A 24,355-nucleotide genomic window follows, 5' to 3' on the forward strand; every position below is an offset into this window, starting at 1 on the left:
GGTGTGGCTTCACACCGGCCCGTTTTGCATTCATTCACGCCAGTTGCTCGTGTCCGATTCCGCTGTTTCCCCATTCATTCCCGCGCCACTCCAGTGCGGCCGCTTCGAACTGACGTTCGAACGCCCGCTCGTGATGGGCATCCTCAACGCCACGCCTGATTCGTTCTCCGACGGCGGCCGCTTCCTCGCGCGCGACGATGCGCTGCGCCAGGCCGAGCGGATGATTGCCGAAGGCGTCGACCTTCTCGATATCGGCGGCGAATCGACGCGCCCCGGCGCGCCGCCCGTGCCGCTCGACGAGGAACTCGCGCGCGTGATCCCGCTCGTCGAAGCGCTGCGGCCGTTGAACGTGCCGCTGTCGATCGATACCTACAAGCCGGCCGTGATGCGTGCGGCGCTGGCCGCAGGTGCCGACCTGATCAACGACATCTGGGGGTTCCGCCAGCCGGGCGCGATCGACGCGGTGCGCGACGGCAACTGCGGGCTGTGTGCGATGCACATGCTTGGTGAGCCGCAGACGATGCAGGTCGGCGAACCCGATTACGGCGACGTCGTGACCGACGTGCGCGATTTTCTCGCCGAGCGCGCGCAGGCGCTGCGCGATGCGGGGATTGTGCCGGAGCGGATCTGCGTCGATCCCGGTTTCGGATTCGGCAAGGCGGTTGTCGACGACAACTATGCATTGCTGGCCGCGTTGCCGGACACGGCACCCGCGCGGCCCGACGGCCGCGCGTATCCGATACTCGCGGGCATGTCGCGCAAGTCGATGCTCGGCGCGGTGATCGGCGGCAAGCCGCCGATGGAGCGCGTCGCGGCGAGCGTGGCGGCCGCAGTGTGCGCGGTCGAGCGCGGGGCGGCGATCGTGCGCGTGCACGACGTCGCGGCGACGGTCGACGCGCTGAAAATCTGGGTTGCCGTGCGCGAAGCCGCGCGGCAACGATAAGTCAGAAGACGAAGGAGGAAGATTCACCATGGGACGTCGATATTTCGGCACGGACGGCATTCGCGGCACGGTGGGCGAGGCGCCCATCACGCCGGATTTCGTGTTGCGTCTCGGCTACGCAGCCGGCAAGGTACTGGCCAGCTCGGCCGATGTTGCGGCAGGCTCGCGCCCGACCGTGCTGATCGGCAAGGACACGCGCGTGTCGGGCTACATGCTCGAAGCCGCGCTCGAGGCCGGATTCTCGGCGGCGGGCGTCGACGTGATGCTGGCCGGCCCGATGCCGACGCCGGGTGTCGCGTACCTGACGCGTGCGCTGCGCCTGTCGGCGGGCGTCGTGATCAGCGCATCGCACAACCCGTATCACGACAACGGGATCAAGTTCTTCTCCGCCGACGGCAACAAGCTGCCGGACGACACCGAAGCCGCGATCGAAGCGTGGCTCGACAAGCCGCTCGAGTGCGCGTCGTCGGACGGTCTCGGCAAGGCGCGTCGCCTCGACGACGCGGCCGGCCGCTACATCGAGTTCTGCAAGAGCACATTCCCGGCCGCGTTCAACCTGCGCGGGCTGAAGCTCGTGATCGACTGCGCGCACGGCGCCGCGTACCAGATCGCGCCGCACGTGTTCCACGAACTCGGCGCGGACGTGATCCCGATCGGCGTCGCGCCGAACGGCTTCAACATCAACGATGGCGTCGGGGCGACCGCACCGGACGCGCTGGTGCGCGCGGTGCGCGCGAACCACGCCGACCTCGGCATCGCGCTCGACGGCGATGCCGACCGGCTGCAAGTGGTCGACGCGACCGGTCGCCTGTACAACGGCGACGAGTTGCTCTACGTGCTCGTGAAGGACCGGGTCGCGACCGACGGCAAGGTCGAAGGTGCGGTGGGCACGCTGATGACGAACCTCGCGGTCGAAGTCGCGCTGCAGCGCGAGGGCGTGAAGTTCGTCCGCGCGGCGGTCGGCGATCGCTACGTGCTCGAGCAACTGCGCGAGCGCGGCTGGCAGCTCGGCGCGGAAGGTTCGGGCCACATCCTGTCGCTCGACCGCCACTCGACCGGCGACGGCATCGTGTCGGCGCTGCTCGTGCTGGCCGCGCTGAAGCGCAGCGGCAAGACCCTCGCGCAGATGCTCGACGGCGTCACGCTGTTCCCGCAGAAGCTGATCAACGTGCGGATGAAGCCGGGCGCCGACTGGAAGGGCAGCACGTCGATTCGCGCCGCGATCGACGCAGCCGAAGCCGCGCTCGCCGGCAGCGGCCGCGTGCTGATCCGCGCATCGGGCACGGAGCCCGTGCTGCGCGTGATGGTCGAAGCGCAGCAGGCGGCCGACGCGGTCCGCCATGCGGAGACGATCGCCGACGCGGTGCGCGCGGCGACGACCTGACGCGCGGATCCGGCGCGTCAGGTCAAACACCTGCGCGCCGGTGTTCCGGTGAACCCGCACACGGCGCCTTCGGGCGCCGTGATTTCGTCAGACGCAAAGGTTTGCGATACCTATAAAGCAGGGCGCGTCGTCACCGCAATCCAGGGGCGAAAAATCGTCCGACCCCTGATATCGGCCCACCACGACCAGGGGCTTTCCATGGCGCAGACACCGCGCTACGATCCGCTCGCACCCATGTGAAACGGGTCGTCATCCCGTCCCTTCCAGGCAGGCAATTCTTGCCGCCACCGCTGTTCTGGCGCTGTCCGGGCGCCGTGCACACCGCACCCGATACTCCCTTTCAACCAGTCATGTTACTGTCACGCCAGTTTCATCGATTGTCACATTACCGTCATGAGGAGCCCCTAACCTTCGCGGTGCCGTAGTCATCCGCTCACACACTGGAGGTCTCATGAAATTGATGCAAACCGCGATTGCCGGCCTGGCTGGCGCGCTTTTCGCCGTCGCCGCTCACGCTGCCGACATCACGGGCGCAGGCAGCACGTTCGCGATGCCGATCTATACGAAATGGGCTGCTGACTACCAGCAGACCGGCGGCGCGAAGGTCAATTACCAAGGTATCGGCTCGTCGGGCGGCCTGAAGCAGATCGTCGCGAAGACGGTCGATTTTGCCGGTTCGGACGCTCCGCTGAAGGATGACGAGCTCGCGAAGGAAGGCCTGTTCCAGTTCCCGACGGTGGTCGGCGGCGTGGTGCCGGTCGTCAACGTGCCGGGCGTGAAGCCGGGTGAACTGACGCTGTCGGGCCCGGTGCTCGGCGACATCTACCTCGGCAAGATCAAGAAGTGGAACGACCCGGCGATCGCCGCGCTGAACCCGAAGGTCAAGCTGCCGGATACCGACATCGCCGTGGTTCGCCGCGCTGACGGCTCGGGCACGAGCTTCATCTGGACGAACTACCTGTCGAAGGTCAACGACGAGTGGAAGTCGAAGGTCGGCGAAGGCACGACGGTCAACTGGCCGACGGGCACGGGCGGCAAGGGCAACGACGGCGTCGCAGCGTTCGTGCAGCGCCTGCCGGGCGCAGTCGGCTACGTCGAATGGGCGTACGCGAAGAAGAACAACATGGTCTACACGGCCCTGAAGAACTCGACGGGCACGGTGGTCGAGCCGAAGACGGAAACGTTCAAGGCCGCTGCTGCCGGCGCGAACTGGTCGAAGTCGTTCTACCAGATCCTGACGAACCAGCCGGGCAAGGAAGCATGGCCGGTCGTCGGCGCGACGTTCGTGCTGCTGCACGCGAAGCAGGACAAGCCGGAGCAGGGCGTCGAAACGCTGAAGTTCTTCAGCTGGGCGTTCAAGAACGGCGAGAAGGCTGCCGACAGCCTCGACTACATCTCGCTGCCGCCGGCAGTCGAAGCGGAAATCCGCAAGCAGTGGAAGATCAAGGTGACGGACGCTTCGGGCAAGCCGGTCGCCGCCGAGTAAGCATTGCAGCGGTTCGCTGCCCGGCCGTGCCGGTCGGGCAGTGTGTGCGGTAAAGCCGGGCGTTACGGCGCCCGGCAATCAAAAGCAGGCACCCATGTCTGATATTTCCTATACGTCCTCACGGTCCGCCGACGTTGCGCAGCAACGCGCGCCGAGCCGCCTCGGGGATGTCGTATTCGGCGGTCTTGCACGGCTTGCCGCCATCGTGACCCTGCTGCTGCTCGGCGGGATCATCGTTTCCCTGATCATCGCGTCGATGCCGACCATCCAGAAGTTCGGTCTCGGCTTCCTGTTGCAATCCGAGTGGGATCCCAACTCGGACATCTACGGCGCGCTCGTGCCGATCTACGGCACGATCGTGACGTCGATCATCGCGCTCGTCATCGCCGTGCCGGTCAGCTTCGGCATCGCGCTGTTCCTCACCGAGCTGTCGCCCGTGTGGCTGCGCCGCCCGCTCGGCATCGCGATCGAGCTGCTCGCCGCGATTCCGTCGATCGTCTACGGCATGTGGGGCCTGCTCGTGTTCGCCCCGATCTTCGCGGAATATTTCCAGAAGCCGATCGGCCGCCTGTTCAAGGACGTGTGGATTCTCGGCCCGCTGACCGCTGGCCCGCCGATCGGTATCGGCATCCTGGCAGCCGGCGTGATCCTCGCGATCATGATCATCCCGTACATCGCATCGGTGATGCGTGACGTGTTCGAAGTCACGCCCGTGCTGCTGAAGGAATCGGCGTACGGCATCGGCTGCACGACCTGGGAAGTGATGTGGAAGGTCGTGCTGCCCTATACGAAGACCGGCGTGATCGGCGGCGTGATGCTCGGCCTCGGCCGCGCGCTCGGCGAGACGATGGCCGTGACCTTCGTGATCGGCAACACGAACCTGCTCGACAGCGTGTCGTTGTTCGCACCGGGCAACAGCATCACGTCGGCGCTCGCGAACGAATTCGCGGAAGCGCAGCCGGGCCTGCATACGTCCGCGCTGATGGAACTGGGCCTGATCCTGTTCGTGATCACGTTCGTCGTGCTGACCATCTCCAAACTGCTGCTGCTTCGTCTCGAGAAGGGAGAGGGCAAGAAATGAGCGAGCCCATCATGAATTTCCCGGGGCCGGATGGCGCCGTGCTCGACGCGATGCGCAACCGCCTGCAGCGCAAGCGCAAGGCCGTCAACGCGATCGCGCTGACCGCGTCGCTCGCCGCGATGGCCTTCGGCCTGCTGTGGCTCGTGTGGATTCTCTACACGACGGTGCATCTCGGCGTCGGTGGCCTGTCGCTGCAGCTGTTCACGGAATCGACGCCGGCGCCGAACACGGAAGGCGGCGGTCTCGCGAACGCAATCGTCGGCAGCTTGCTGCTGTGCGGCTTCGGCACGCTGGTCGGCACGCCGATCGGCATCCTCGCGGGCGTCTATCTCGCCGAATACGGCCAGAAGAACCTGCTGGCGAGCACGATCCGCTTCATCAACGACATCCTGCTGTCCGCGCCGTCGATCGTCATCGGCCTGTTCGTGTACGCGATCGTCGTCGCGAAGTCGGGGCGCTTCTCGGGCTGGGCCGGTGTGATCGCGCTCGCGCTGCTGCAGATTCCGATCGTGATCCGCACGACCGAGAACATGCTGAAGCTCGTGCCGAACGCGCTGCGCGAAGCAGCCTTCGCGCTCGGCACGCCGAAGTGGCGCATGGTGCTGAAGATCACGCTGCGCGCGTCGGTCGGCGGGATCATCACGGGTGTGCTGCTCGCCGTCGCGCGGATCGCCGGCGAAACGGCGCCGCTGCTGTTCACCGCACTGTCGAACCAGTTCTTCTCGTGGGACATGAGCCAGCCGATGGCGAACCTGCCCGTCACGATCTACAAGTTCGCGATGAGCCCGTTCGCGGAATGGCAGTCGCTCGCATGGGCGGGCGTGTTCCTGATTACGCTCGGGGTGCTCGGACTCAACATCCTGGCGCGCTCGATCTTCTCGAAAAAGTAACGGCGGAGCAATCCGATGAATATGGCAGAAAGCCACCTGAATCCTGTCGAGCGCACTGCAGCGCCGGCCGGCACGCAAGATGCGGCGCACGGCCGTCCGCTCGAGCCGCTGAACGCGAAGATCGAGGTCAACAACCTCAACTTCTTCTACAACAAGTTCCATGCGCTGAAGAACATCAACCTGAGCATTCCCGAAGGGAAGGTGACGGCGTTCATCGGCCCGTCGGGCTGCGGCAAGTCGACGCTGCTGCGCACGTTCAACAAGATGTTCGCGCTCTATCCGGAGCAGCGCGCCGAAGGCGAAATCCTGATGGACGGCGAGAACCTGCTGACGACGAAGCGCGACATCTCGCTGCTGCGCGCGCGGATCGGCATGGTGTTCCAGAAGCCGACGCCGTTCCCGATGTCGATCTACGACAACATCGCGTTCGGCGTGAAGATGTTCGAAAAGCTCACGCGCTCGGAAATGGACGACCGCGTCGAGTGGGCGCTGACGAAGGCCGCGCTGTGGAACGAAGTGAAGGACAAGCTGAACCAGAGCGGCTACGGCCTCTCGGGCGGCCAGCAGCAGCGTCTGTGCATTGCGCGCGGCATCGCGATCCGTCCGGAAGTGCTGCTGCTCGACGAACCGTGCTCGGCGCTCGACCCGATCTCGACGGGCCGCATCGAAGAGCTGATCGCGGAGCTGAAGAGCGACTACACGGTCGTGATCGTCACGCACAACATGCAGCAGGCCGCACGCTGCTCGGATTTCACGGCCTACATGTACCTGGGCGAGCTGATCGAATTCGGCGAGACCGAAAAGATCTTCATCAAGCCGGTGCGCAAGGAAACGGAAGACTACATCACCGGCCGCTTCGGCTGATGACGGAGAACAACAGCCATGTCGGATAAACATCTGTCGAGCCAGTTCGACGCCGATCTCAACGCGGTGTCCTCGAAAGTGCTGGAAATGGGCGGGCTCGTCGAGTCGCAGATCGTCGGCGCGATGCATGCACTGAACGAATTCGATCGCGATGCGGCCGAGAAGGTGATCGCGAACGAAGAAGTCCTGAACACGATGGAAGTCGACATCGACCAGGAGTGCGGCAACATCATCGCGCGGAGGCAGCCTGCCGCGCGTGACCTGCGCCTTTTGATGTCGATTTCGAAAACGATTACGAACCTCGAGCGCGCCGGCGACGAGGCCGAGAAGATCGCGAAGCGCGTGCGCCGCCTGGTCGACGAGCCGGCCGCGCGTGCGGTCAACATCGCCGAGATCAAGGTGTCGGGCGAGATGGCCGTGACGATCCTGCGCCGCGCGCTCGACGCATTCGCGCGCCTCGATACGGTGGCCGCCGCGCAGATCGTCAAGGACGACAAGGAAATCGACATGGAATTCCGCGCGTTCGTGCGCAAGCTCGTGTCGTACATGCAGGAAGATCCGCGCACGATCTCGGTCGGCCTCGACTACCTGTTCATCGCGAAGGCGATCGAGCGGATCGGCGACCACGCGAAGAACATCGCCGAATTCATCATCTACATCGTGAAGGGCACCGACGTGCGGCACCAGCCGCGCGACACGCTCGATCGCGAAGCCAACAGTTAATCGACTCCATAGGAAGAACAGAGGTGCCGATGCCCAGCAACATTCTCGTCGTTGAAGATGAGCCCGCGATTTCCGAACTGATCTCGGTGAATCTCCAGCACGCCGGTCACTGCCCGATTCGGGCGTACAACGCCGAACAGGCGCAGAACCTGATCAGCGACGTGCTGCCCGATCTCGTGCTGCTCGACTGGATGCTGCCGGGCAAGTCCGGTATTGCGTTCGCGCGCGACCTGCGCAACAACGAACGGACCAAGCATATCCCGATCATCATGCTGACCGCCCGCGGCGACGAGCAGGACAAGGTGCTCGGCCTCGAAATCGGCGCGGACGACTACGTGACGAAGCCGTTCTCGCCGAAGGAACTGATGGCGCGGATCAAGGCCGTGCTGCGCCGCCGCGCGCCGCAGCTGACCGAGGACGTCGTGTCGATCAACGGGCTGCGCCTCGACCCGGCCACGCATCGCGTCGCCGCGCATGCGGAAGGCAGCGAGATCAAGCTCGATCTCGGCCCGACCGAGTTCCGCCTGCTGCATTTCTTCATGACGCATCCGGAGCGCGTGCACAGCCGCACGCAACTGCTCGACCAGGTGTGGGGCGACCACGTGTTCGTCGAGGAGCGCACCGTCGACGTGCACATCAAACGATTGCGCGCGGCCTTGAAACCGGCCGGCTGCGATGCGATGATCGAGACCGTGCGCGGCAGCGGCTACCGGCTCGCCAAGCACGCGTAACGTATCCACGCATGCCGTGTGCCACGGCATGCCGTTCATTCTTTCGGGCGCTGAATCATGAACATCATCTGGGCGCGCTTTCTGGTGTCGCTCGTGCTGCTCGTGCTGATCGGCGTATTGGTCGGCGTTTTCGCCGGCCCGACCGCGGGCCTCGTGTTCGTGGTCGTGATGCTGATCGCGCAGGGCTTTTTCAGCACCTTTCATACGCAGCGTCTGTGGCGGCTGCTCGATGCGCCGGTCTATGGCGAGGTGCCGAGCGCGCCGGGCATCTGGGGCGAGATCTACTATCGTCTGCACAAGCTCGCGAAGCAGTGGCATGCGCAGGTGCGTCAGGTCGAGCAGCAGCATTCGCGCTTCATCCAGGCGATCCAGGCATCGCCGAACGGCGTCGCGATGCTCGACGACCACGACCAGATCGAGTGGTGCAACGCGATCGCCGAGGTCCATTTCGGCCTCGACGCGAAGCGCGACCTGCGCCAGCACATCACCAACCTGGTACGCCATCCCGAGTTCGTCCGCTATCTGAACGCGCAACATTACGACGAGACGCTCGTGATGCGCGGCATGGGCGATTCACGGCAGAACGTGCTGGAAGTGCAGGTGTTTCCGTACGGCGAGAACCGCAAGCTGCTGCTCACGCAGGACATCACCGAGCTCGAGCGGACCGATGCGATGCGGCGCGACTTCGTCGCGAACGTGTCGCACGAGTTGAAGACGCCGCTCACCGTGTTGTCGGGGTTCCTCGAGACGATGCGTGAGCTGCCGCTGAACGAGGAAGACCGCGCGCGCTATCTCGACATGATGGAGCAGCAGGCGTCGCGGATGCGGCACATCGTCACCGACCTGCTGGTGCTCGCGAAGCTGGAGGGCGAAAGCAAGCCGCCGCTCGATCGCGCGATCGACATGCGCGCCGTGTTCGACCATCTGAAGGAGGACGCGCAGACGCTGTCGAACGGGCATCACGACATCGCGTTCGCGATCGACGAGACGCTCGGCGTCACCGGCGCGCAGACGGAGCTGTTCAGCGCGTTCGCGAATCTCGTCACGAATGCGATCCGCTATACGCCGGAAGGCGGCAAGATCGTCGTGACGTGGCGGCGCGAAGGTGCGCAGGGTGTGTTTTCCGTCACGGACAGCGGCTTCGGCATCCCGGCCGCCGACCTGCCGCGGCTCACCGAACGCTTCTACCGCGTCGACCGCAGCCGTTCGCGCGACACCGGCGGCACGGGGCTCGGCCTTGCGATCGTCAAGCACGTGCTGCAGCGGCACGACGCGCACCTGTACGTGCAGAGCGAGGAAGGGCGCGGCAGCACGTTCACCGCGCGCTTCCCGGGCGCGCGCATCATCGCGATCCGGCCGGCCGCTTACGAGGCATGATCGCGTAACGGCATCCGTCGCTCTTTGGCGAGCGGCGGCATGCCGGGTTCGCAACAAAAAACGCAGCCCGCGGGCTGCGTTTTTTATTTGGAGCGACGCGGTGCGCGACGCGCGCCGCGCTGCCGATTCAAGCGCAGAACTTCGCGAGCAACCCGAGTTGCGCGTTGCGGGTCGTCTTGCCGGCGCGACGGCGGCGGTAGTGGCCGTCGCTTTGCATCTGCCACGCCGACTGGTTGTCGCCGAGGCACACCGACAGGCCTTCGGCGATCACGCGCCGCTTGAGCTTGCGATCGCGGATCGGGAACGCGACTTCGACGCGGCGGAACAGGTTGCGGTCCATCCAGTCGGCGCTCGACAGATAGACGTCCTCGGCACCGTTCGCGTGGAAATAGTAGATCCGGTGGTGCTCGAGGAAGCGGCCGACGATCGAGCGCACGGTGATGTTTTCCGACAGCCCCGGCACGCCCGGCTTCAGCGCGCAGACACCACGCACGATCAGGTCGACCTTGACGCCGGCCTGCGACGCTTCGTACAGCGCGGCGATCACCGTCGGCTCCAGGAGCGCGTTCATCTTCGCGACGACGCGCGCGCGCTTGCCGGCGCGTGCATTGTCGATCTCCGCGCGGATCGAATCGATGATGCGCGGATGCAGCGTGAACGGCGACTGCCACAGCTCGTGCAGCGTGAGTTCGCCGCCGATGCCGGTCAGCTGCTGGAACACGTGATGGACGTCCTCGCAGATCTTCTGGTCGGCCGTCATCAGGCCGAAGTCGGTGTAGAGGCGTGCCGTGCGCGGGTGGTAGTTGCCGGTGCCGAGGTGCACGTAGCGGCGCAGCGACGCCTTGCCGGCCTGCACGACGCGCCGCACGATCAGCATCATCTTCGCGTGGCACTTGTGGCCGACCACGCCGTACACGACATGCGCGCCGACGGCTTCGAGCTGCGACGCCCAGTTGATGTTGGTTTCCTCGTCGAAGCGCGCGAGCAGTTCGACGACGGCGGTCACTTCCTTGCCGTTGCGCGCGGCTTCCATCAGCGCGTCCATCAGCGGCGAATCGGTGCCGGTGCGGTAGATCGTCTGCTTGATCGCGACGACGCTTGGATCCTTCGCGGCCTGCTGCAGCAGTTCGAGCACCGGCTGGAAGCTCTCGTACGGGTGGTGCAACAGGATGTCGCCGTTGTCGATCGCGTCGAACATCGTCGGCGCGTTCGTGATCGCGGACGGGGTCGACGCGGTGAACGGCGTGAATTTCAGGTCGGGGCGATCGACGAGATCGGGAATCTGCATCAGCCGCACGAGGTTCACCGATCCGGCCACGCGATAGCAATCCTTCTCGCCGAGTTCGCTTTCCTCGAGCAGGCGGCGCACGATGTGCGGCGGCGTGTCGGCCGACACCTCGAGGCGCACTGCATTGCCGAGGTGGCGTGCCGGCAGTTCGCCCTGCAGTGCGACGCGCAGGTTCGTGATTTCGTCCTCGTCGACGAACAATTCGCTGTTGCGCGTGATGCGGAACTGGTTGCAGCTCTTCACGCTCAGCTGCGGGAAGAGTTCGCCGACGAAGCGCTGCATGAATGAGCTCAACAGCACGAAGCCGTGCTCGAAGCCCGACAGCGCGTGCGGCATGCGCACGACACGCGGCAGCGCGCGCGGCGCCTGCACGATGCCCATCACGGCCTGGCGGCCGAATGCGTCACGGCCTTCGAGCTCGACGACGAAGTTCAGGCTCTTGTTCAGCACGCGCGGGAACGGGTGCGCGGGATCGAGGCCGATCGGCGTGAGCACCGGCAGCAGCTCGTCGAGGAAGTAGTGCCGCGCCCATTCGAGTTGCTCGTCGTTCCACGTGTCGCTCGCATGGAAGTAGATGCCTTCCTGTTCGAGCGCGGGCAGCACGGTTTCGTGCAGCATCGTGTACTGTCGATGGACGAGCCGCTGCGCGCGTTCGACGACGAGGTCGTAAGCATGTTGTAACGACATGCCGTCGGGCGTCAGTGCGCCGGGGTTGTCGCGGATCTGCTCCTGCAGCCCGGCCATCCGGACTTCGAAGAATTCGTCGAGGTTGCTGCTGGTGATGCAGATGAAGCGGAGACGCTCGAGCAACGGGACTTGCGGATCGGCTGCCTGGGCCAGCACGCGCTCGTTGAAACCGAGGATGCCGAGTTCACGATTGAGAAGCGGATAACGGACGGACATCGGCAGAGTAGGGGGTGATTCGGGCGATGATTCGAAAGGACGCTCGGAAACTCTCACGGTACGATGACGTGCTGATGACAATAGTGTATTTATATCGGGAAATTCTACGCTGTAACCGTTTCGTCTCATAAATGTTTCGGCTATATGCAAACGAGCAGTATGCATGCCCGTGAAGCGTGGCAACGGCAAGCGTTCCACGCTTAAAATGTCGCCTTTGATTGATCACCCACGGCTGTCGCACCGGCCGCCGCGGGCGAACGCGCACGGAGCCCCCTTCTGATGGTTACAACCCCCCACTTGCTGGCTGCCGTGGATCTCGGCTCGAACAGCTTCCGGCTGATCGTCGGTCGCGTCGAGGAAACGCCGGCGGGCAGCCAGATCTATCCCGTCGACGCGCTGCGCGAGCCCGTCCGGCTGGCCGCGGGCCTGTCGAGCGACAAGATGCTCGATCGCGCGTCGCAGGAGCGTGGCTGGGAAGCGCTCAAGCGGTTCGGCGAGCGCCTGCGCGATTTCCATCCCGATCACGTGCGCGCGGTGGCGACGAACACGCTGCGCGTCGCGAAGAACGCGGGCGAATTTCTCGGCGAGGCCGAAGCGGCACTGGGTTTCCCGATCGAGGTGATTGCGGGCCGCGAAGAAGCGCGGCTGATCTATGCGGGCGCCGCGCATTCGGTGCCCGCGAGCGCGGGCAAGCGGCTCGTCGTCGACATCGGCGGCGGCTCCACCGAATTCATCATCGGCTCGCACTACACGCCGATCGTGATGGAGAGCCTCTATATCGGCTGCGTGAGCCATAGCCGCACCTTCTTCCCGGCCGGCAACGTCGACGAATACACGATGCGGCAGGCCGAGCTCGCGGCCAAGCGCGAGATCCAGATCATTTCAAGCGAGTACAAGAAGGCCGGCTGGGACCAGGCGATCGGCTCGTCGGGCACCGCGCGTGCGCTCGCGGAACTCGTCGAGGCAAACGGCTTCAACGATCCCGGCATCACGCACGGCATTTCGCGCGGCGGTCTCGAGCGCCTGAAGCGCGCGCTGATCAAGTCGGAGAACGTCAACCGGCTGAAGCTGATCGCGCTGAAGCCCGATCGCGTGCCGGTGCTCGCGGGCGGCCTCGCGATCATGCTCGCGGTGTTCGAGGAACTCGGCGTCGACTACGTCGATACGACCGACGGCGCGCTGCGTCTCGGCGTGCTGTACGACCTGCTCGGCCGGACGCAGCACGAGGACATGCGTGCGGTGACCGTCGAGGGCTTCACGCGCCGCTACGGTGTCGATCGTGCGCAGGCCGAGCGGATCGGCGCGCTGGCGGGGCGTTTCTACGACGAACTCGAGGAAGCCGACGAAGAGGCGCGCGAGGAAGGGCGGATGTTCCTCGGCTGGGCGGCCGCGTTGCACGAGATCGGTTTGTCGATCTCGCACAGCGCGTATCACAAGCACTCGGCTTATATTGCGAGCAACGCGGACATGCCGGGTTTTTCGCGCACCGACCAGGCGCGCCTCGCCGCGCTCGTGCTCGGTCACGCCGGCAAGCTCGGCAAGCTGTCGCAGGCGCGCGAGGTCGAGTGGCCGCTGCTGTTCTGCCTGCGACTCGCGGCGCTGCTGTGCCGGCGCCGGACCGATGCCGGGCTGCCGGACATTTCCGTTTCGCAGATGAAGAAAGGCGGGTATGAAGTGCGCCTGCCGAGCGCGTGGGTCGAGCAGAACCCGCTGACCGACTACAGCCTCAGCCAGGAGGCGGCCGAGTGGGAGAAGGTCGGTATCCCGTATCGCGTGGTGTATACCGGCGCGTAACAGGCCGAAGCGAGGTCGATAGCGGGGCTGGGAGGGGCCGGGCAGCAGGCAGGCTTGGTGCCCCTCGGGCTTGCCGCATGAGCGTCCTGGCGGCCGGTCAGTCCGACGAGCAGACGATCGCGGTCAGGAACGGAAACGCCTGCTTGACGGTCGCATCGCTGCCGGCCTTGCGCACGGCTTCTTCCACCGCGCTTTTCGTGCCCCGCACCACGACGCCATAGGCCCAGTCGCCGATCGGCGTGCCGTCACCCGGGCGGAAGATCGGGTCGTTCGCCTGGTATCCGAGTACGACATAGACGCCGAAGCCGTACGCCGTCAGCGCGTGGCTCGTGCGGAATGCGTTGACCGAGTTCGATTCGACGTGCATCGGCTCCGACTGGATGTCGCCGGCGGCGAGCAGCGGCGCGACGAATTTGTGGCCGGTCGAATGGCAGTCGAGCGCGTCGTCGAGCGCCTTGGCCGACGCGGTGCCGGCAGTCGCGAGCAGCGATGCGCAGAGGGCGGTCTTCAGAATGTTGTTTTTCATGCGCGAGGGCGGGTTGTCCACGCGCATTATCGCGTGTTCCGGCAAGTGCCGTATGCGGGCTGCGGATGGTTCGTTGGCGCGTATGCCGTCGGTGATGCGACGGGCCGGCCAGGCGGGCGCTCGGTCGTTTCCAGTCAGCCTTTCCTGCATTTGAAGCGAAAGGCCGTAAGCCACTTGCTTGGTGCCGGCCTTCGAAATCTGGCCGCCGAGGGCTGGGTGGATCGTTGAAGCGTCGATGCCCCAATTGATCCCTACAATGAATCGAGGCGCTGCGAACCGGAATCCCGGTTGACGCTTGAAGGGCCCAGAAACGGAAAAGGGGCTACGGTATTAACCGTAACCCCTTGATTCCTTGGTCGGAGCGATAGGATTCGAACCTACGACCCTCTGATCCCAAATCAGATGCGCTACCAGGCTGCGCTACGCTCCGACGAGCCAAAGATTGTATCGTTGAATGTCTGATCCGGTCAATCCCTATATGCGGGTAAATGCCGCGGCGGCAAAGGTCCGCAATTTGCGACAATTCGCCCGGTCATCGGCGGGGCCCGGACGCATGGGCGCGGGGCCGCTCGCCGAAGCAAGGAGAACATCATGATGAACCTGATCCTGTGGCGCCACGCCGAAGCCGAAGACTACGCGGCGAGCGATCTCGCACGCCAGTTGACCGTCCGGGGCCGCAAGGACGCGCAGGCGATGGCCAAATGGCTGCGTGGCCGGCTCGAGACGAACGCCGTGATCCTCGCGAGCCCGGCGGCCCGGACCGTGCAGACGGTCGAGGCGCTGACCGACCAGTACCGGACGGTCGACGCGCTCGCGCCGGGCGGCAGCGTCGACGACGTGCTGGCGGCGGCCGGCTGGCCGGAGGGCATCGCGCCGACGGTCGTGATCGTCGGGCACCAGCCGACGCTCGGCAGCGTCGCCGCGCAACTGATCGCCGGCGGCGACGACAGCTGGAGCGTCAAGAAGGGCGGAATCGTGTGGCTGGCGAGCCGCACGCGTGACGGCAGCCGGCAGGCCGTACTGCGCGCGGTAATGACGCCCGACCTGCTGTGAGGCCCGTCTGAAGGGCTTTGAAGGGATTCGTCGTACGGTTTCGCAAGCTTTCTGCTAAAGTCAATTCGGCGACACGTCATTGAAAGGACACGGTCGTGCCACATAACGGTCACGGCCGATTACTACATTGGCGGGCATGTCGTCCTATTCCTTACGACCAGGAAAGCCTAATGCGAGAACTGCCGACGCCTACGCTCCCATTTGCCTCGCTGCCCCTCGACACGTCGCGGCGTCACTTGCCGCGCGCTGCTGAAACCGTCACATCGGAGTATCGCCTGCGCGCCGCGTGGGCGCGTACGGAAGACGAATTGCGCGAAGCCCAGCGCCTGCGTTACAGCGTGTTCGCCGAAGAGATGGGCGCGCAGGTCAGCGGCCCCTCCGGTCTCGACGTCGATCCGTTCGATGCGTACTGCGACCACCTGCTGGTTCGCGATCTCGACACCCTGAAGGTCGTCGGCACGTATCGCGTGCTGCCGCCGCACCAGGCGGCGCGTGTCGGCCGCCTGTACGCCGAAGGCGAATTCGACCTGTCGCGCCTCACGCACCTGCGCGGCAAGATGGTCGAGGTGGGCCGCTCGTGCGTGCACAGCGACTACCGCAGTGGCGCCGTCATCATGGCGCTGTGGGGCGGCCTTGGCGCGTACATGATGCAGAACGGCTACGAGACGATGCTCGGATGCGCGAGCGTGTCGATGGCCGACGGCGGCCACTACGCGGCGAACCTGTACCAGTCGCTGTCGGCAGGCTCGCTGACGGCGCCGGAATATCGCGCGTTCCCGCACACGGCCCTGCCGGTCGACGAACTGCAGACGGGCACGGTCGTGGCGCCGCCGCCGCTGATCAAGGGTTACCTGCGTCTCGGCGCGAAGATCTGCGGTGCGCCGGCCTGGGATCCCGACTTCAACTGCGCCGATTTCCTGACGCTGTTCCGCCTGTCCGACATTAACGCGCGCTACGCCCGCCACTTCCTGGGCTGAGCCGTCGGAAGCGCGTCGCGCCCGCCCGGGCGCGCGCAAGCGAACGCCGCCGCGTGGCACGAGCCGCGCGACGGCGTTCGTCCATCTGATCAACGCGTGTGATTCGGACCCTGTTAATTTCGGCGATACGCGATCACCGGCGTGCCGCGGGACGGCACGTTCGAGAACGGCCCGGGGAAGGGCCGGACGGCAGCGGCGCGCTTAGTGCTTGCGCCGCCAGTCGAGCAGGTGGTGTTCGGCCATCCAGTGGTGGATCATCCCTTCGCCTCCATGGCTGCGCTTGTATTCGCGCGACTCGAAGAACGACAGGGCGACGAGCACCATCAGACCGACGAACAGCCCGATCAGGCCGGCAATTTCTTCAGACGACATGGCAGCCTCCTTTCCGCGGCACAGCGCCATGCGTACATAGTAGGACATGCGCGGCGCGACTCCGAAGCAGGATTTCCGCTAGACTCGGCGCGGTCCCGGCGTGCGATGGGCGCGCCGATTTCCGGAGCCATACCCGATGACCCGTTTCATGCTGGCCGTGCTGGCCGCATCTTTTCTTGCCGGCTGTACCAGCGATCCGCATCAGGCCCGTCGCGGCCATCCGCCCGAAGATCCGGCCGATTATCACGGCGTGCCGACCGACATGACGCCGCCGTCGATGCTCGACGCGCCGCCGCCGAAACCCACGCAATAACGGCCGGTTCGGTCCGCCGTCAGGCGCGGGCCGCGGGCACGTCGGCGCCGATGTGCCGCAGCAGCGCCGGCAGGTAGCGCGCCAGCGTCGCGCCGCGGGCGGCCATGAACAGCAGCAGCGCGAACCAGAGGCCGTGATTGCCGAACGTGCCGACGGCGGCGAGCGTGGCCACGACGAAGATCGAGAACGACGCGACCATCGCACGCATCAGCGACTGCGTCTGCGTCGCGCCGATGAAGACGCCGTCGAGCAGGAAGCCCCAGACCGACACGATCGGCGAAAGCGCGGCCCACGGCAGGTAGCGCTGCGCCGTTTCGCGGATCTCGGCCTGGTCGGTCAGGCGCGCGACGATCCAGCCGCCGGCGGTCCAGTACACGAGCGCGAACAGCAGCGCGCCGAGCGCCGACCAGAACAGCGTGACGCGGACGGCCTGCCGGAACGCGCTGCGGTCGCGCGCGCCGGCTGCTGCGCCGACGAGTGCCTCGGCCGCATGGGCGAAGCCGTCGAGGCCGTACGCCATGAACGTCTGGAAATTCAGCAGCAGTGCATTTGCCGCGAGTGTCGCATCGCCCTGTTTTGCACCGAGGTGCGCGAACCAGCCGAATGCGCCGAGCAGGCACAGCGTGCGCAGGAAGATGTCGCGATTGAGGACGATCAGCCGCTTGAGCGCGATGCGGTCGGCGAGGGCACGTACCGCGATCGGCGCAAGGCCGCGCGGTCGTAGCCGCCACAGCATCCATGCGCCGAGCGCGAAACCGCATGTGTCCGCGGTGGCCGTCGCGGCGCCGATGCCGGCGATGCCCCAGCCGAAGCCATACGCGTAGAGCAGCACGGCGCCGATGTTCACGGCATTGATGAACACTTGCGCGACGAGCGCGAGCCGCACGCGCTGCATGCCGAGCAGGTAGCCGAGCACGACGTAGTTCGCGAGCGCGAACGGTGCGCTCCAGATTCGCGCATGGCTGTAGGCAAGCGCCGTGGTGCGGACGGCATCGCTGCCGCCGAGCGCGGACAGCGCAAATGACAGCAGCGGCACCTGCAGCGCCAGTACGGCGGCGCCGAGTGCGAACGCGACGATCAACGCGCGCAGCAGGTTCAGGCGGATCCCGGCGGCGTCGCCGGCGCCATGCGCCTGCGCGACGAGGCCGGTCGTCCCCATCCGCAGGAAACCGAACCCCCAGAACACGAAATTGAAGAACAGCCCGCCGAGCGCGACGCCGCCCAGGTACTGCGTGCCGTCGAGGTGGCCCGCGACGGCCGTGTCGACGGCACCGAGGATCGGCTGGGTCAGGTTCGCGAGGACGATCGGGAACGCGAGCGCGAGGACGCGCCGGTGCGTGACGGCGGCCATGCCGGCCCCGTGCGGTAACGCGGATTCGGACATGGCGGACGCGTCAGGCGCGTTCCTGCACGCAGACCCAAGGCGAGACGACGACCGCCCACAGCTCCGGGTTGCGCGCCGCGTAATCGGCAGCGGTTTCGGCCGGCATGCGCGCGACGAGGCCTGCCGACAGCCAGCGCGTGACCTGCTCGGCATCGTCGTCGGCAACGGCTTCCGCGACGCTGACGAGATCGAGGTCGCGTGCCACGGACAGCAGCTTGCCCTGCGCGAAGAAGCGTTCGAGATCGCACCAGTCGATCTTGGCGGTTTCGCCGAGGAGTTTGGCGTAGAGCGGGCTGTGCGACGCGCCCGCGTCGAAGTGGTGATCAGAGGACATCGTTTTCTTGGAAAGACTGCGTAGTGGCGCCACTATAAACCATCCGGCCGGGCCGGCGGCACGGGTGGCGGCCGGCCTACGCGTCGCGTAGCGCACGGCGCACGATCTTGCCGGTCGCGGTCATCGGCAGGCTGTCGACGAACGCGATCGCGCGCGGATACTCGTGCGCGGCGAGGCGCGTGCGCACATGTGCCTGCAGCGCCTGCACGAGCGCAGCGTCGCCGGTGTGGCCCGGATTCAGCACCACGAACGCCTTGACGATCTCGGTGCGGGTCGCGTCGGGCACGCCGACGACGGCGGCCATCCGCACCGCCGGGTGCGTGAGCAGGCAGTCCTCGATCGGGCCGGGGCCGATCCGGTAGCCGGCGCTCGTGATCACGTCGTCGTCGCGGCCGACGAAGCGCACGAAGCCGTCGGCGTCGACCGTGCCCGTATCGCCGGTGAGCAGGTAGTCGCCGGCGAACTTGTCGCGCGTCGCGTCGGCGTTGCGCCAGTATTCGAGGAACATCACCGGGTCGGGACGGCGCACCGCGATGCGCCCTTCGACGCCGGGCGGCAGGGGCGTGCCGTCTGCGTCGACGATCGCGACTGCATGGCCGGGCACCGCCTTGCCGATCGCGCCAGGCTGCGCATCGAACAGCGCCGCGCACGACGACAGCACCATGTTGCACTCGGTCTGCCCGTAGAACTCGTTGATCGTCACGCCGAGCGCCTCGCGCCCCCAGGCCGTCAGCTCGGTGCCGAGCGACTCGCCGCCGCTCGCGACGGATTTCAGCGACAGCGCGTAGCGCTCGCGCGGTGCCGGGACGGTACGCATCAGCTTCAGCGCGGTGGGCGGCAGGAACGCATGGGTGACGCCGTGCCGCGCCATCAGCGCGAACGCCGCGTCGCCGTCGAATTTCTCGAAGCGGCGGGCGAGCACGGGCACGCCGTGATGCCATGACGGCAGCAGCACGTCGAGCAGGCCGCCGATCCATGCCCAGTCGGCGGGCGTCCAGAACAGGCGCGCGTCGCGCGGGAAGCACTGCTGCGACATCTCGACGCCCGGCAGGTGGCCCAGCAGCACGCGATGCGCGTGCAGCGCGCCTTTCGGTTTGCCCGTCGTGCCGGACGTATAGATGATGACCGCCGGATCGTCGGCGGCCGTATCGGCCGGCACGAAGTCGGGTGTTTCGGCGGCGAGCGCCGCGTCGTAGCGCAGCACGCCAGGCTGGTCGGGCGCATCGTCGCCGATGCAGTAGACGGTATGCAGTGCCGGCAGCCGGGCGCGCAGCGGCGCGATTTTCGCGTAGCCGGCCGCGTCGGTGACGAGCGCCGCCGCCTCGCTGTTCGCGAGCCGGTATTCGAGCGCATCGACGCCGAACAACGTGAAGAGCGGCACCGCGATCGCGCCGAGCTTGTACGCGGCGAGGTGCGCGGCGGCCGTTTCGGGGCCCTGCGCGAGAAAGATGCCGATCCGGTCGCCGCGCCGAAGGCCGGCGCGCACGAAGCTGTTCGCGAGCCGGTTAGAAGCATTCCTCAGGTCGTCGAACGTGATCCGGAAAACGTCGCCTTGCGCCGTTTCGTGGATCAGCGCGAGGCGTCCGCTGCCGTCGGCCCATTTGTCGCAGACGTCCACGCCGATGTTGTAGCGCGCCGGGACGTCCCACGCGAAGCGGGAGAGCAGGTCGTCGTAGCGGTCGGCGGCGGGCAGCATCGAGGTGTCTCCTGGGGGCGAACGTGGCGTCGCGCGAGCGGCTTACATCAGGATTTCACGCAGACGAATCCACAATGGCGTCTGAGGGTAGGGAATCTTCGTACTCGTCCAACAGCCACGGCTCAGTGCACGATTCCACAATGACGCATAAGATCACGAAAAAATCAGTGTGTGACCATGGATTTGCTTCTGATAGCTGCGGGGTTCAGCCTGATAGGAATCGGCGTACTGGTGGCGTTTGCCCGTCACGTCGATCCATTGTCCGGCCGGTTCACCGGACGTCTGCGCAAGCGCTGACATCACCTTTCCCGGTTTTCACCGTGACGACACGCGATGCGTGCCGGCATCGCGTGTCGTCCATCGGGTGCTCAGCGCGCCGGCAGGTAGCGTGACGGGTCGATCGATCGGCCGCCGTAGCGCAACTCGAAATGCAGCGCGACCCGATCGCTGTCGCTGTTGCCCATCTCGGCGATCGATTGCCCTTGCGTGACCGACTGGCCTTCCTTCACCAGCAGCGCGCGGTTGTGCGCGTAGGCGGTCAGGTAGTCGGCGTTGTGCTTGAGGATGATCAGGTTGCCGTAGCCGCGCAGCCCGTTACCCGCATAGACGACCACACCCGGCGCAGCCGCGACCACCGGCGTGCCCGGCGAGTTCGCGATGTCGATGCCCTTCGATTTCGAGCCGTCGAACGTGCGGACCACATTGCCGGCGGCCGGCCAGATCAGCGCGATGCTCGTGGCCGGCTTGACGGCCGATTCGACCGGAGCGGAAGGCGCGGGGCGGGCCCGGCCGGCACTGCCGGTGCCGGTGGTCGACGGCGTCGATGCGGTGGTCGTGCCGGGCGGCGGCGCGACGCGCAGCACCTGGCCGACTTCGATCGCATCGGGGTTCGTCATCTGGTTCCAGCGCACGATGTTCGATACCGACGTGCGGTTGTCGCGCGCGATCTTGTAGAGCGTATCGCCGCGCTCGACGCGATAGAACCCGGGGCCGACAGGCGCGGAGCCGCACGCGACGAGCAGGGCGGCGCAGGCGGCTGCGAAGAGTCGCTTCGTTGTTGTTCCGAACATTGAACCTCGCAAAACCCTGCCGCGCGTGACGCGGCAGGCAACACAAAACATCCGATTTTAACGGGTTCGACCCGCGCACCGCAGTTTGGCCGTTATCGGGGCTGCGGCGCGCCGGTTCGGCGCGTTGCCTGACGGCGTTTCAGCCTACGTATCAGCCGGCGAGCGGGAGGACGCGAATCCGCAGCGTGGCCGTTTCGGTCGCGCCCGGCGCGAGCATGCGCAGCCCGAGGCCGTTGTGAATCGCATCCGGCAGGCCGAGCCACGGCTCGACGCAATAGAAGTCCGAATCCGGCTTCTCGGTCCAGGTCGTCACCGCATACCACGGGACCGAACCCGGCACGTCGAGTGCGATCTCGATCGTGCGGCGGCGGCCCGGCATCACGATGCGCACCGGCGTGGCCGGCACGCTGTCGAGGCAGTGGAAGCGGTCGAGGATGTCCGGATTGTCGAGGTGATAACGGGCTTCGCCCGGTTCGGGCGTGCTGATCGAACCGTCGGCCTGCTGCGCGCAACGATGCGTGGGCGGCAGCTCGAGCGTGGTTTCGGCGCGTTCGCCGTGCGGCAGCGCGAAATAGAAATGGTGGCCGGCGTAGTAGGGCAGCGGCGTGTCGCCGCGATTGGTCGTCGTCAGCGCGACTTCGAGCGTGTGCGAGTCGGCCAGGCGGTAGGTCGTTTCGAACCGGAAGTCGAACGGGTAACTTGCGCGCAGCGCGTCGGTCGCGTCGAGCGTCATCGACAGCGCGGCGCCATCGGCCGACGGTTGCGCGGCGAACGGCAGGTCGCGCGCGAAACCGTGCATCGGCAGGTCGCGCACCACGCCGGCGGCGTCGCGCCAGCGGCCGAGTTCGCCGTCGACGCGGTGTCGGCCGAGGAACGGGAACAGCAGCGGGTTGCCGCCGCGCACGCGCGCGACGTTGCTCCAGTCGGCCGTGTCCGGCCAGAAGATCACCGGTTCGCCGTCGACCTCCCATGACAGCAGGCGGCCGCCGAATTGCGGAGCGACCCGGACGAGCGACGGGCCGGCGTGAAGTTCGTGAATGTCGTGTTGCTGGAAGGTCGGCATGGCGAATCGGGTTGGGCGGGTGGACGGGAATGGCGCGCTCCATTATCGGGCCGTGGCGGCTCGGGGAAAACCCTTCTCGGGAAATCGCGAGTTTTTAAGACCGTCAACGGTCGGGATAATGCGTCTAAACCGGTGATGTTGCCGGGTCATGACACTTCGTGGAGGGGGCCATGGATCTGGCAATGGCAATGGGTATCGCACTGTTCGGCATGTTCACCGGCAGCACGGTATTATTTTTCTATCAGCTCGGCCGCTGACGGCAATTCCTGCCGAAGTCGAAAGGCCCGCCATGCAAATGGCGGGCTTTTTGCTTTCTGGCTGCTTACAAGTTGCAAGCGTTTGTGTGCATTGCCGCAATATCCAGCCAAATGCCTTGGCGCAGTAATCCGGGCTCGGCATAATCGGGGCGCGTTTTTCGGACGCGCATCGCGTCGTCCGCTTCCCTTTCCGCTCAAACTTCACTAAAAGGACCGACGCGTGAGTCTCTGGTTTCTGGTATTCCTGAGCGTCCTGCAGGGCGTCACCGAACTCTTCCCCGTCAGCAGCCTTGGCCATACGCTGCTCGTGCCGGCGCTGTTCGGCATGCACATCGACAAGCACGCACCGCAACTGCTGCCGTTCCTCGTCGCGCTGCACCTCGGCACCGCGCTGGCGCTGCTGTGGTATTTCCGCGCGCGCTGGACCGCGCTGATCAGCGGCTTTTTCGCGCAGCTCGGCGGTCGCAAGAACGACGACGGGCACCTGATGTGGGCGCTCATCATCGGTACGATCCCGACCGGCATCGTCGGGCTGCTCCTCGAGAAGCGGATCGAGCGCGTGTTCCACGACCTGCGGATCGTCGCGGTCGCGCTGATCGTGAACGGCGTGCTGCTGTGGCTGGGCGACCGCATCCAGCGCAGCCGCGCGCATCAGGCACCGGAGAAGATGACGTTCAAGCAGGCGTTCTTCGTGGGTCTCGCGCAGATCGGCGCGCTGATTCCGGGCTTCTCGCGCAGCGGGCTGACGATGATCGCCGGCAATGCCGCGGGGCTGACGGCGGAGAAGGCCGCGGAATTCTCGTTCCTGCTCGGTACGCCGATCATCTTCGCGGCGGGTGTGCTCGAACTGCCGAAGCTGTTCCATGCGCGCGATCAACTCGCCGATGCGCTGCTCGGCGGCGTGCTGACGGCGATTGCCGCGTACCTGAGCGTGCGGTTCCTGATGCGCTACTTCGAAGGGCGTGGCCGGCTGGCTTCGTTCGGCGTGTATTGCGTGATCGCCGGTGTGTTCTGTCTCGGCTGGTTCATGCTGCATCCGCAACCGGTTTGATGCTGAGATGGTCGATCTCGCGTGATGTGGCGCGATGATCGGGTATAATTTCGGGCTCGGCTTCATGCCGGGCCCGTTTTGTTTCGGGGCGTCGAGTTGGGTGGTTTTGTCGTTGCTCGATGCCTCGTGTCAAATGCAGCCCGCGCCAGCCGTGTCTTTTCTCCCCGACCGCCCTTAGCTCAGTTGGATAGAGCAACGGCCTTCTAAGCCGTAGGTCACACGTTCGAATCGTGTAGGGCGGGCCAGTGAAATCAAACAGTTACGGGGCTTTTCTGCCGTTTGGTTTTTCATGGCACACTTCCGTGTAGGCACCATGTAGGCAAACGTCCTCAATAGTGCCCCGCAGGCGCGTCTCCTCCGGATGTCACTGTTCAGTCGTCAAAGTAGCGTTCTTTCAGTTCTTCACAACTACCATCTAGCCCCGGAAATAGCGAGCCAGCGGTTATGCCCATCATGCTCAATTCGCGCATGATTGCGCGCCGATCTTTTAACTGAAGATCGTACACTTCCAAATACGTGCAATTTTTTTGTTGTTCGCGCATGCGGATATAAGCCTTCGACATGAAATGTCTCTACAATCATGGTTCGAACTGGACGGGACGAGCAACGAAGCTGATGGCATTGAAAGCGCTGGAACTGACGCAGGAAGAACGTACAAAGCTTGAAGCGATGGCGAGAAGCCGTCGTGATTGGCGAATACGAGACCGGTCGCGGACGATTCTGATGTTCAGCGACGGCGTGCGAGCGAAAGAGATCGCCAGACGACAGGAACTGACGTTGGAGGCGGTGTATGAG

At 65.7% G+C, this 24,355-nt stretch carries 25 protein-coding genes and 2 tRNA genes; 16 read left to right on the top strand and 11 right to left on the bottom strand.

From position 1 onward, the window contains the following. Positions 1–49 precede the first annotated feature (49 nt). The 9 genes from folP to phoR all read left to right on the top strand — a co-directional run bounded on the left by folP (position 50) and on the right by phoR (position 9,479). Entirely contained in the window at positions 50–943 is an 894-nt protein-coding gene (gene folP / locus CFB82_RS07060; RefSeq protein WP_373558753.1) for a dihydropteroate synthase, read from the top strand. Between the two features lie 28 nt (positions 944–971). Further along, the gene (gene glmM / locus CFB82_RS07065) at positions 972–2,327 is read left to right on the top strand and encodes a phosphoglucosamine mutase (protein WP_089483723.1); all 1,356 of its coding nucleotides are present in this window, start codon (positions 972–974) and stop codon (positions 2,325–2,327) included. 451 nt (positions 2,328–2,778) lie between these two features. Then, entirely contained in the window at positions 2,779–3,813 is a 1,035-nt protein-coding gene (pstS, locus tag CFB82_RS07070) for a phosphate ABC transporter substrate-binding protein PstS (RefSeq protein WP_069247650.1), read from the top strand. Positions 3,814–3,907: 94 nt separating this feature from the next. After that, complete coding sequence (pstC, locus tag CFB82_RS07075; protein ID WP_089445338.1) at positions 3,908–4,894, top strand: phosphate ABC transporter permease PstC; 987 nt, start codon at positions 3,908–3,910, stop codon at positions 4,892–4,894. Then, the gene (gene pstA / locus CFB82_RS07080) at positions 4,891–5,784 is read left to right on the top strand and encodes a phosphate ABC transporter permease PstA (protein ID WP_069247652.1); all 894 of its coding nucleotides are present in this window, start codon (positions 4,891–4,893) and stop codon (positions 5,782–5,784) included. The genes pstC and pstA overlap by 4 nt, the downstream gene beginning before the upstream one ends. A 15-nt stretch (positions 5,785–5,799) precedes the next feature. After that, entirely contained in the window at positions 5,800–6,648 is an 849-nt protein-coding gene (gene pstB / locus CFB82_RS07085; RefSeq protein ID WP_069247653.1) for a phosphate ABC transporter ATP-binding protein PstB, read from the top strand. Between the two features lie 18 nt (positions 6,649–6,666). Then, entirely contained in the window at positions 6,667–7,371 is a 705-nt protein-coding gene (gene phoU / locus CFB82_RS07090; RefSeq protein ID WP_069247654.1) for a phosphate signaling complex protein PhoU, read from the top strand. 29 nt (positions 7,372–7,400) lie between these two features. Continuing rightward, positions 7,401–8,102 carry a phosphate regulon transcriptional regulator PhoB gene (gene phoB, locus CFB82_RS07095; RefSeq protein ID WP_027787869.1) on the top strand — a complete coding sequence of 234 codons (702 nt, stop codon included), beginning with the start codon at positions 7,401–7,403 and terminating at the stop codon, positions 8,100–8,102. Between the two features lie 57 nt (positions 8,103–8,159). Then, positions 8,160–9,479 (top strand): phosphate regulon sensor histidine kinase PhoR, encoded by a 1,320-nt coding sequence (gene phoR / locus CFB82_RS07100; RefSeq protein ID WP_069247655.1) that lies wholly within the window; start codon positions 8,160–8,162, stop codon positions 9,477–9,479. A gap of 127 nt (positions 9,480–9,606) precedes the next feature. Here phoR and ppk1 read toward each other — a convergent pair whose 3' ends face one another. Continuing rightward, positions 9,607–11,670 carry a polyphosphate kinase 1 gene (ppk1, locus tag CFB82_RS07105; protein ID WP_089483724.1) on the bottom strand — a complete coding sequence of 688 codons (2,064 nt, stop codon included), beginning with the start codon at positions 11,668–11,670 and terminating at the stop codon, positions 9,607–9,609. Between the two features lie 279 nt (positions 11,671–11,949). Between ppk1 and ppx the strand changes: the two genes are divergently transcribed. Further along, positions 11,950–13,464 carry an exopolyphosphatase gene (gene ppx, locus CFB82_RS07110; protein ID WP_046545374.1) on the top strand — a complete coding sequence of 505 codons (1,515 nt, stop codon included), beginning with the start codon at positions 11,950–11,952 and terminating at the stop codon, positions 13,462–13,464. Positions 13,465–13,561: 97 nt separating this feature from the next. On the opposite strand, the gene CFB82_RS07115 is transcribed toward ppx, so the two are convergent. Further along, entirely contained in the window at positions 13,562–13,990 is a 429-nt protein-coding gene (locus CFB82_RS07115) for a hypothetical protein (protein ID WP_069249261.1), read from the bottom strand. 353 nt (positions 13,991–14,343) lie between these two features. Beyond that, positions 14,344–14,420, bottom strand: a tRNA-Pro gene (locus CFB82_RS07120). A 161-nt stretch (positions 14,421–14,581) separates the two neighbouring features. On the opposite strand from CFB82_RS07120, the gene sixA reads away from it, so the two are divergent. Then, positions 14,582–15,043, top strand: coding sequence for a phosphohistidine phosphatase SixA (gene sixA / locus CFB82_RS07125; RefSeq protein WP_069247657.1), 462 nt, complete (start codon positions 14,582–14,584; stop codon positions 15,041–15,043). Positions 15,044–15,213: 170 nt separating this feature from the next. After that, positions 15,214–16,020, top strand: coding sequence for a GNAT family N-acetyltransferase (locus CFB82_RS07130; RefSeq protein ID WP_011351620.1), 807 nt, complete (start codon positions 15,214–15,216; stop codon positions 16,018–16,020). Between the two features lie 201 nt (positions 16,021–16,221). Here the strand turns inward: CFB82_RS07130 and CFB82_RS07135 are convergent, their stop codons facing one another. Beyond that, a complete protein-coding gene (locus CFB82_RS07135; protein ID WP_164462557.1) occupies positions 16,222–16,392 on the bottom strand; it encodes a hypothetical protein in 171 nt (56 codons plus the stop codon). A 136-nt stretch (positions 16,393–16,528) separates the two neighbouring features. Between CFB82_RS07135 and CFB82_RS43135 the strand changes: the two genes are divergently transcribed. Continuing rightward, entirely contained in the window at positions 16,529–16,705 is a 177-nt protein-coding gene (locus CFB82_RS43135) for a hypothetical protein (RefSeq protein ID WP_089445358.1), read from the top strand. Positions 16,706–16,724: 19 nt separating this feature from the next. Here the strand turns inward: CFB82_RS43135 and CFB82_RS07145 are convergent, their stop codons facing one another. The 6 genes from CFB82_RS07145 to CFB82_RS07165 all read right to left on the bottom strand — a co-directional run bounded on the left by CFB82_RS07145 (position 16,725) and on the right by CFB82_RS07165 (position 22,252). Then, a complete protein-coding gene (locus CFB82_RS07145) occupies positions 16,725–18,089 on the bottom strand; it encodes an MATE family efflux transporter (RefSeq protein WP_089483725.1) in 1,365 nt (454 codons plus the stop codon). A gap of 10 nt (positions 18,090–18,099) precedes the next feature. Continuing rightward, positions 18,100–18,423 (bottom strand): DUF2288 domain-containing protein, encoded by a 324-nt coding sequence (locus CFB82_RS07150; protein ID WP_089483726.1) that lies wholly within the window; start codon positions 18,421–18,423, stop codon positions 18,100–18,102. Positions 18,424–18,499: 76 nt separating this feature from the next. Continuing rightward, positions 18,500–20,119 (bottom strand): acyl-CoA synthetase, encoded by a 1,620-nt coding sequence (locus CFB82_RS07155; RefSeq protein WP_089483727.1) that lies wholly within the window; start codon positions 20,117–20,119, stop codon positions 18,500–18,502. A 153-nt stretch (positions 20,120–20,272) separates the two neighbouring features. After that, complete coding sequence (locus CFB82_RS43140) at positions 20,273–20,419, bottom strand: hypothetical protein (RefSeq protein WP_179255378.1); 147 nt, start codon at positions 20,417–20,419, stop codon at positions 20,273–20,275. Positions 20,420–20,487: 68 nt separating this feature from the next. Beyond that, positions 20,488–21,189, bottom strand: a complete 702-nt coding sequence (locus tag CFB82_RS07160; protein WP_027787858.1) for a peptidoglycan DD-metalloendopeptidase family protein — start codon at positions 21,187–21,189, stop codon at positions 20,488–20,490. Between the two features lie 151 nt (positions 21,190–21,340). After that, positions 21,341–22,252, bottom strand: coding sequence for an aldose epimerase family protein (locus tag CFB82_RS07165; RefSeq protein ID WP_089483728.1), 912 nt, complete (start codon positions 22,250–22,252; stop codon positions 21,341–21,343). A gap of 477 nt (positions 22,253–22,729) precedes the next feature. On the opposite strand from CFB82_RS07165, the gene CFB82_RS07170 reads away from it, so the two are divergent. Further along, positions 22,730–23,560: an undecaprenyl-diphosphate phosphatase gene (locus CFB82_RS07170; RefSeq protein WP_089483729.1), complete on the top strand. Its 831-nt coding sequence runs from the start codon at positions 22,730–22,732 to the stop codon at positions 23,558–23,560. A gap of 168 nt (positions 23,561–23,728) precedes the next feature. After that, positions 23,729–23,805 (top strand) — tRNA-Arg (locus CFB82_RS07175). A gap of 126 nt (positions 23,806–23,931) precedes the next feature. On the opposite strand, the gene CFB82_RS41980 is transcribed toward CFB82_RS07175, so the two are convergent. Further along, complete coding sequence (locus tag CFB82_RS41980; RefSeq protein WP_143750880.1) at positions 23,932–24,123, bottom strand: hypothetical protein; 192 nt, start codon at positions 24,121–24,123, stop codon at positions 23,932–23,934. On the opposite strand from CFB82_RS41980, the gene CFB82_RS41985 reads away from it, so the two are divergent. Then, positions 24,122–24,355: hypothetical protein (locus tag CFB82_RS41985; RefSeq protein ID WP_218829056.1), on the top strand; the 234-nt coding region annotated here is incomplete at its 3' end. The genes CFB82_RS41980 and CFB82_RS41985 overlap by 2 nt on opposite strands.

Origin of the sequence: Burkholderia sp. HI2714 (assembly GCF_002223085.1) — a bacterium.
Classification (GTDB): Bacteria; Pseudomonadota; Gammaproteobacteria; order Burkholderiales; family Burkholderiaceae; genus Burkholderia; species Burkholderia lata_D.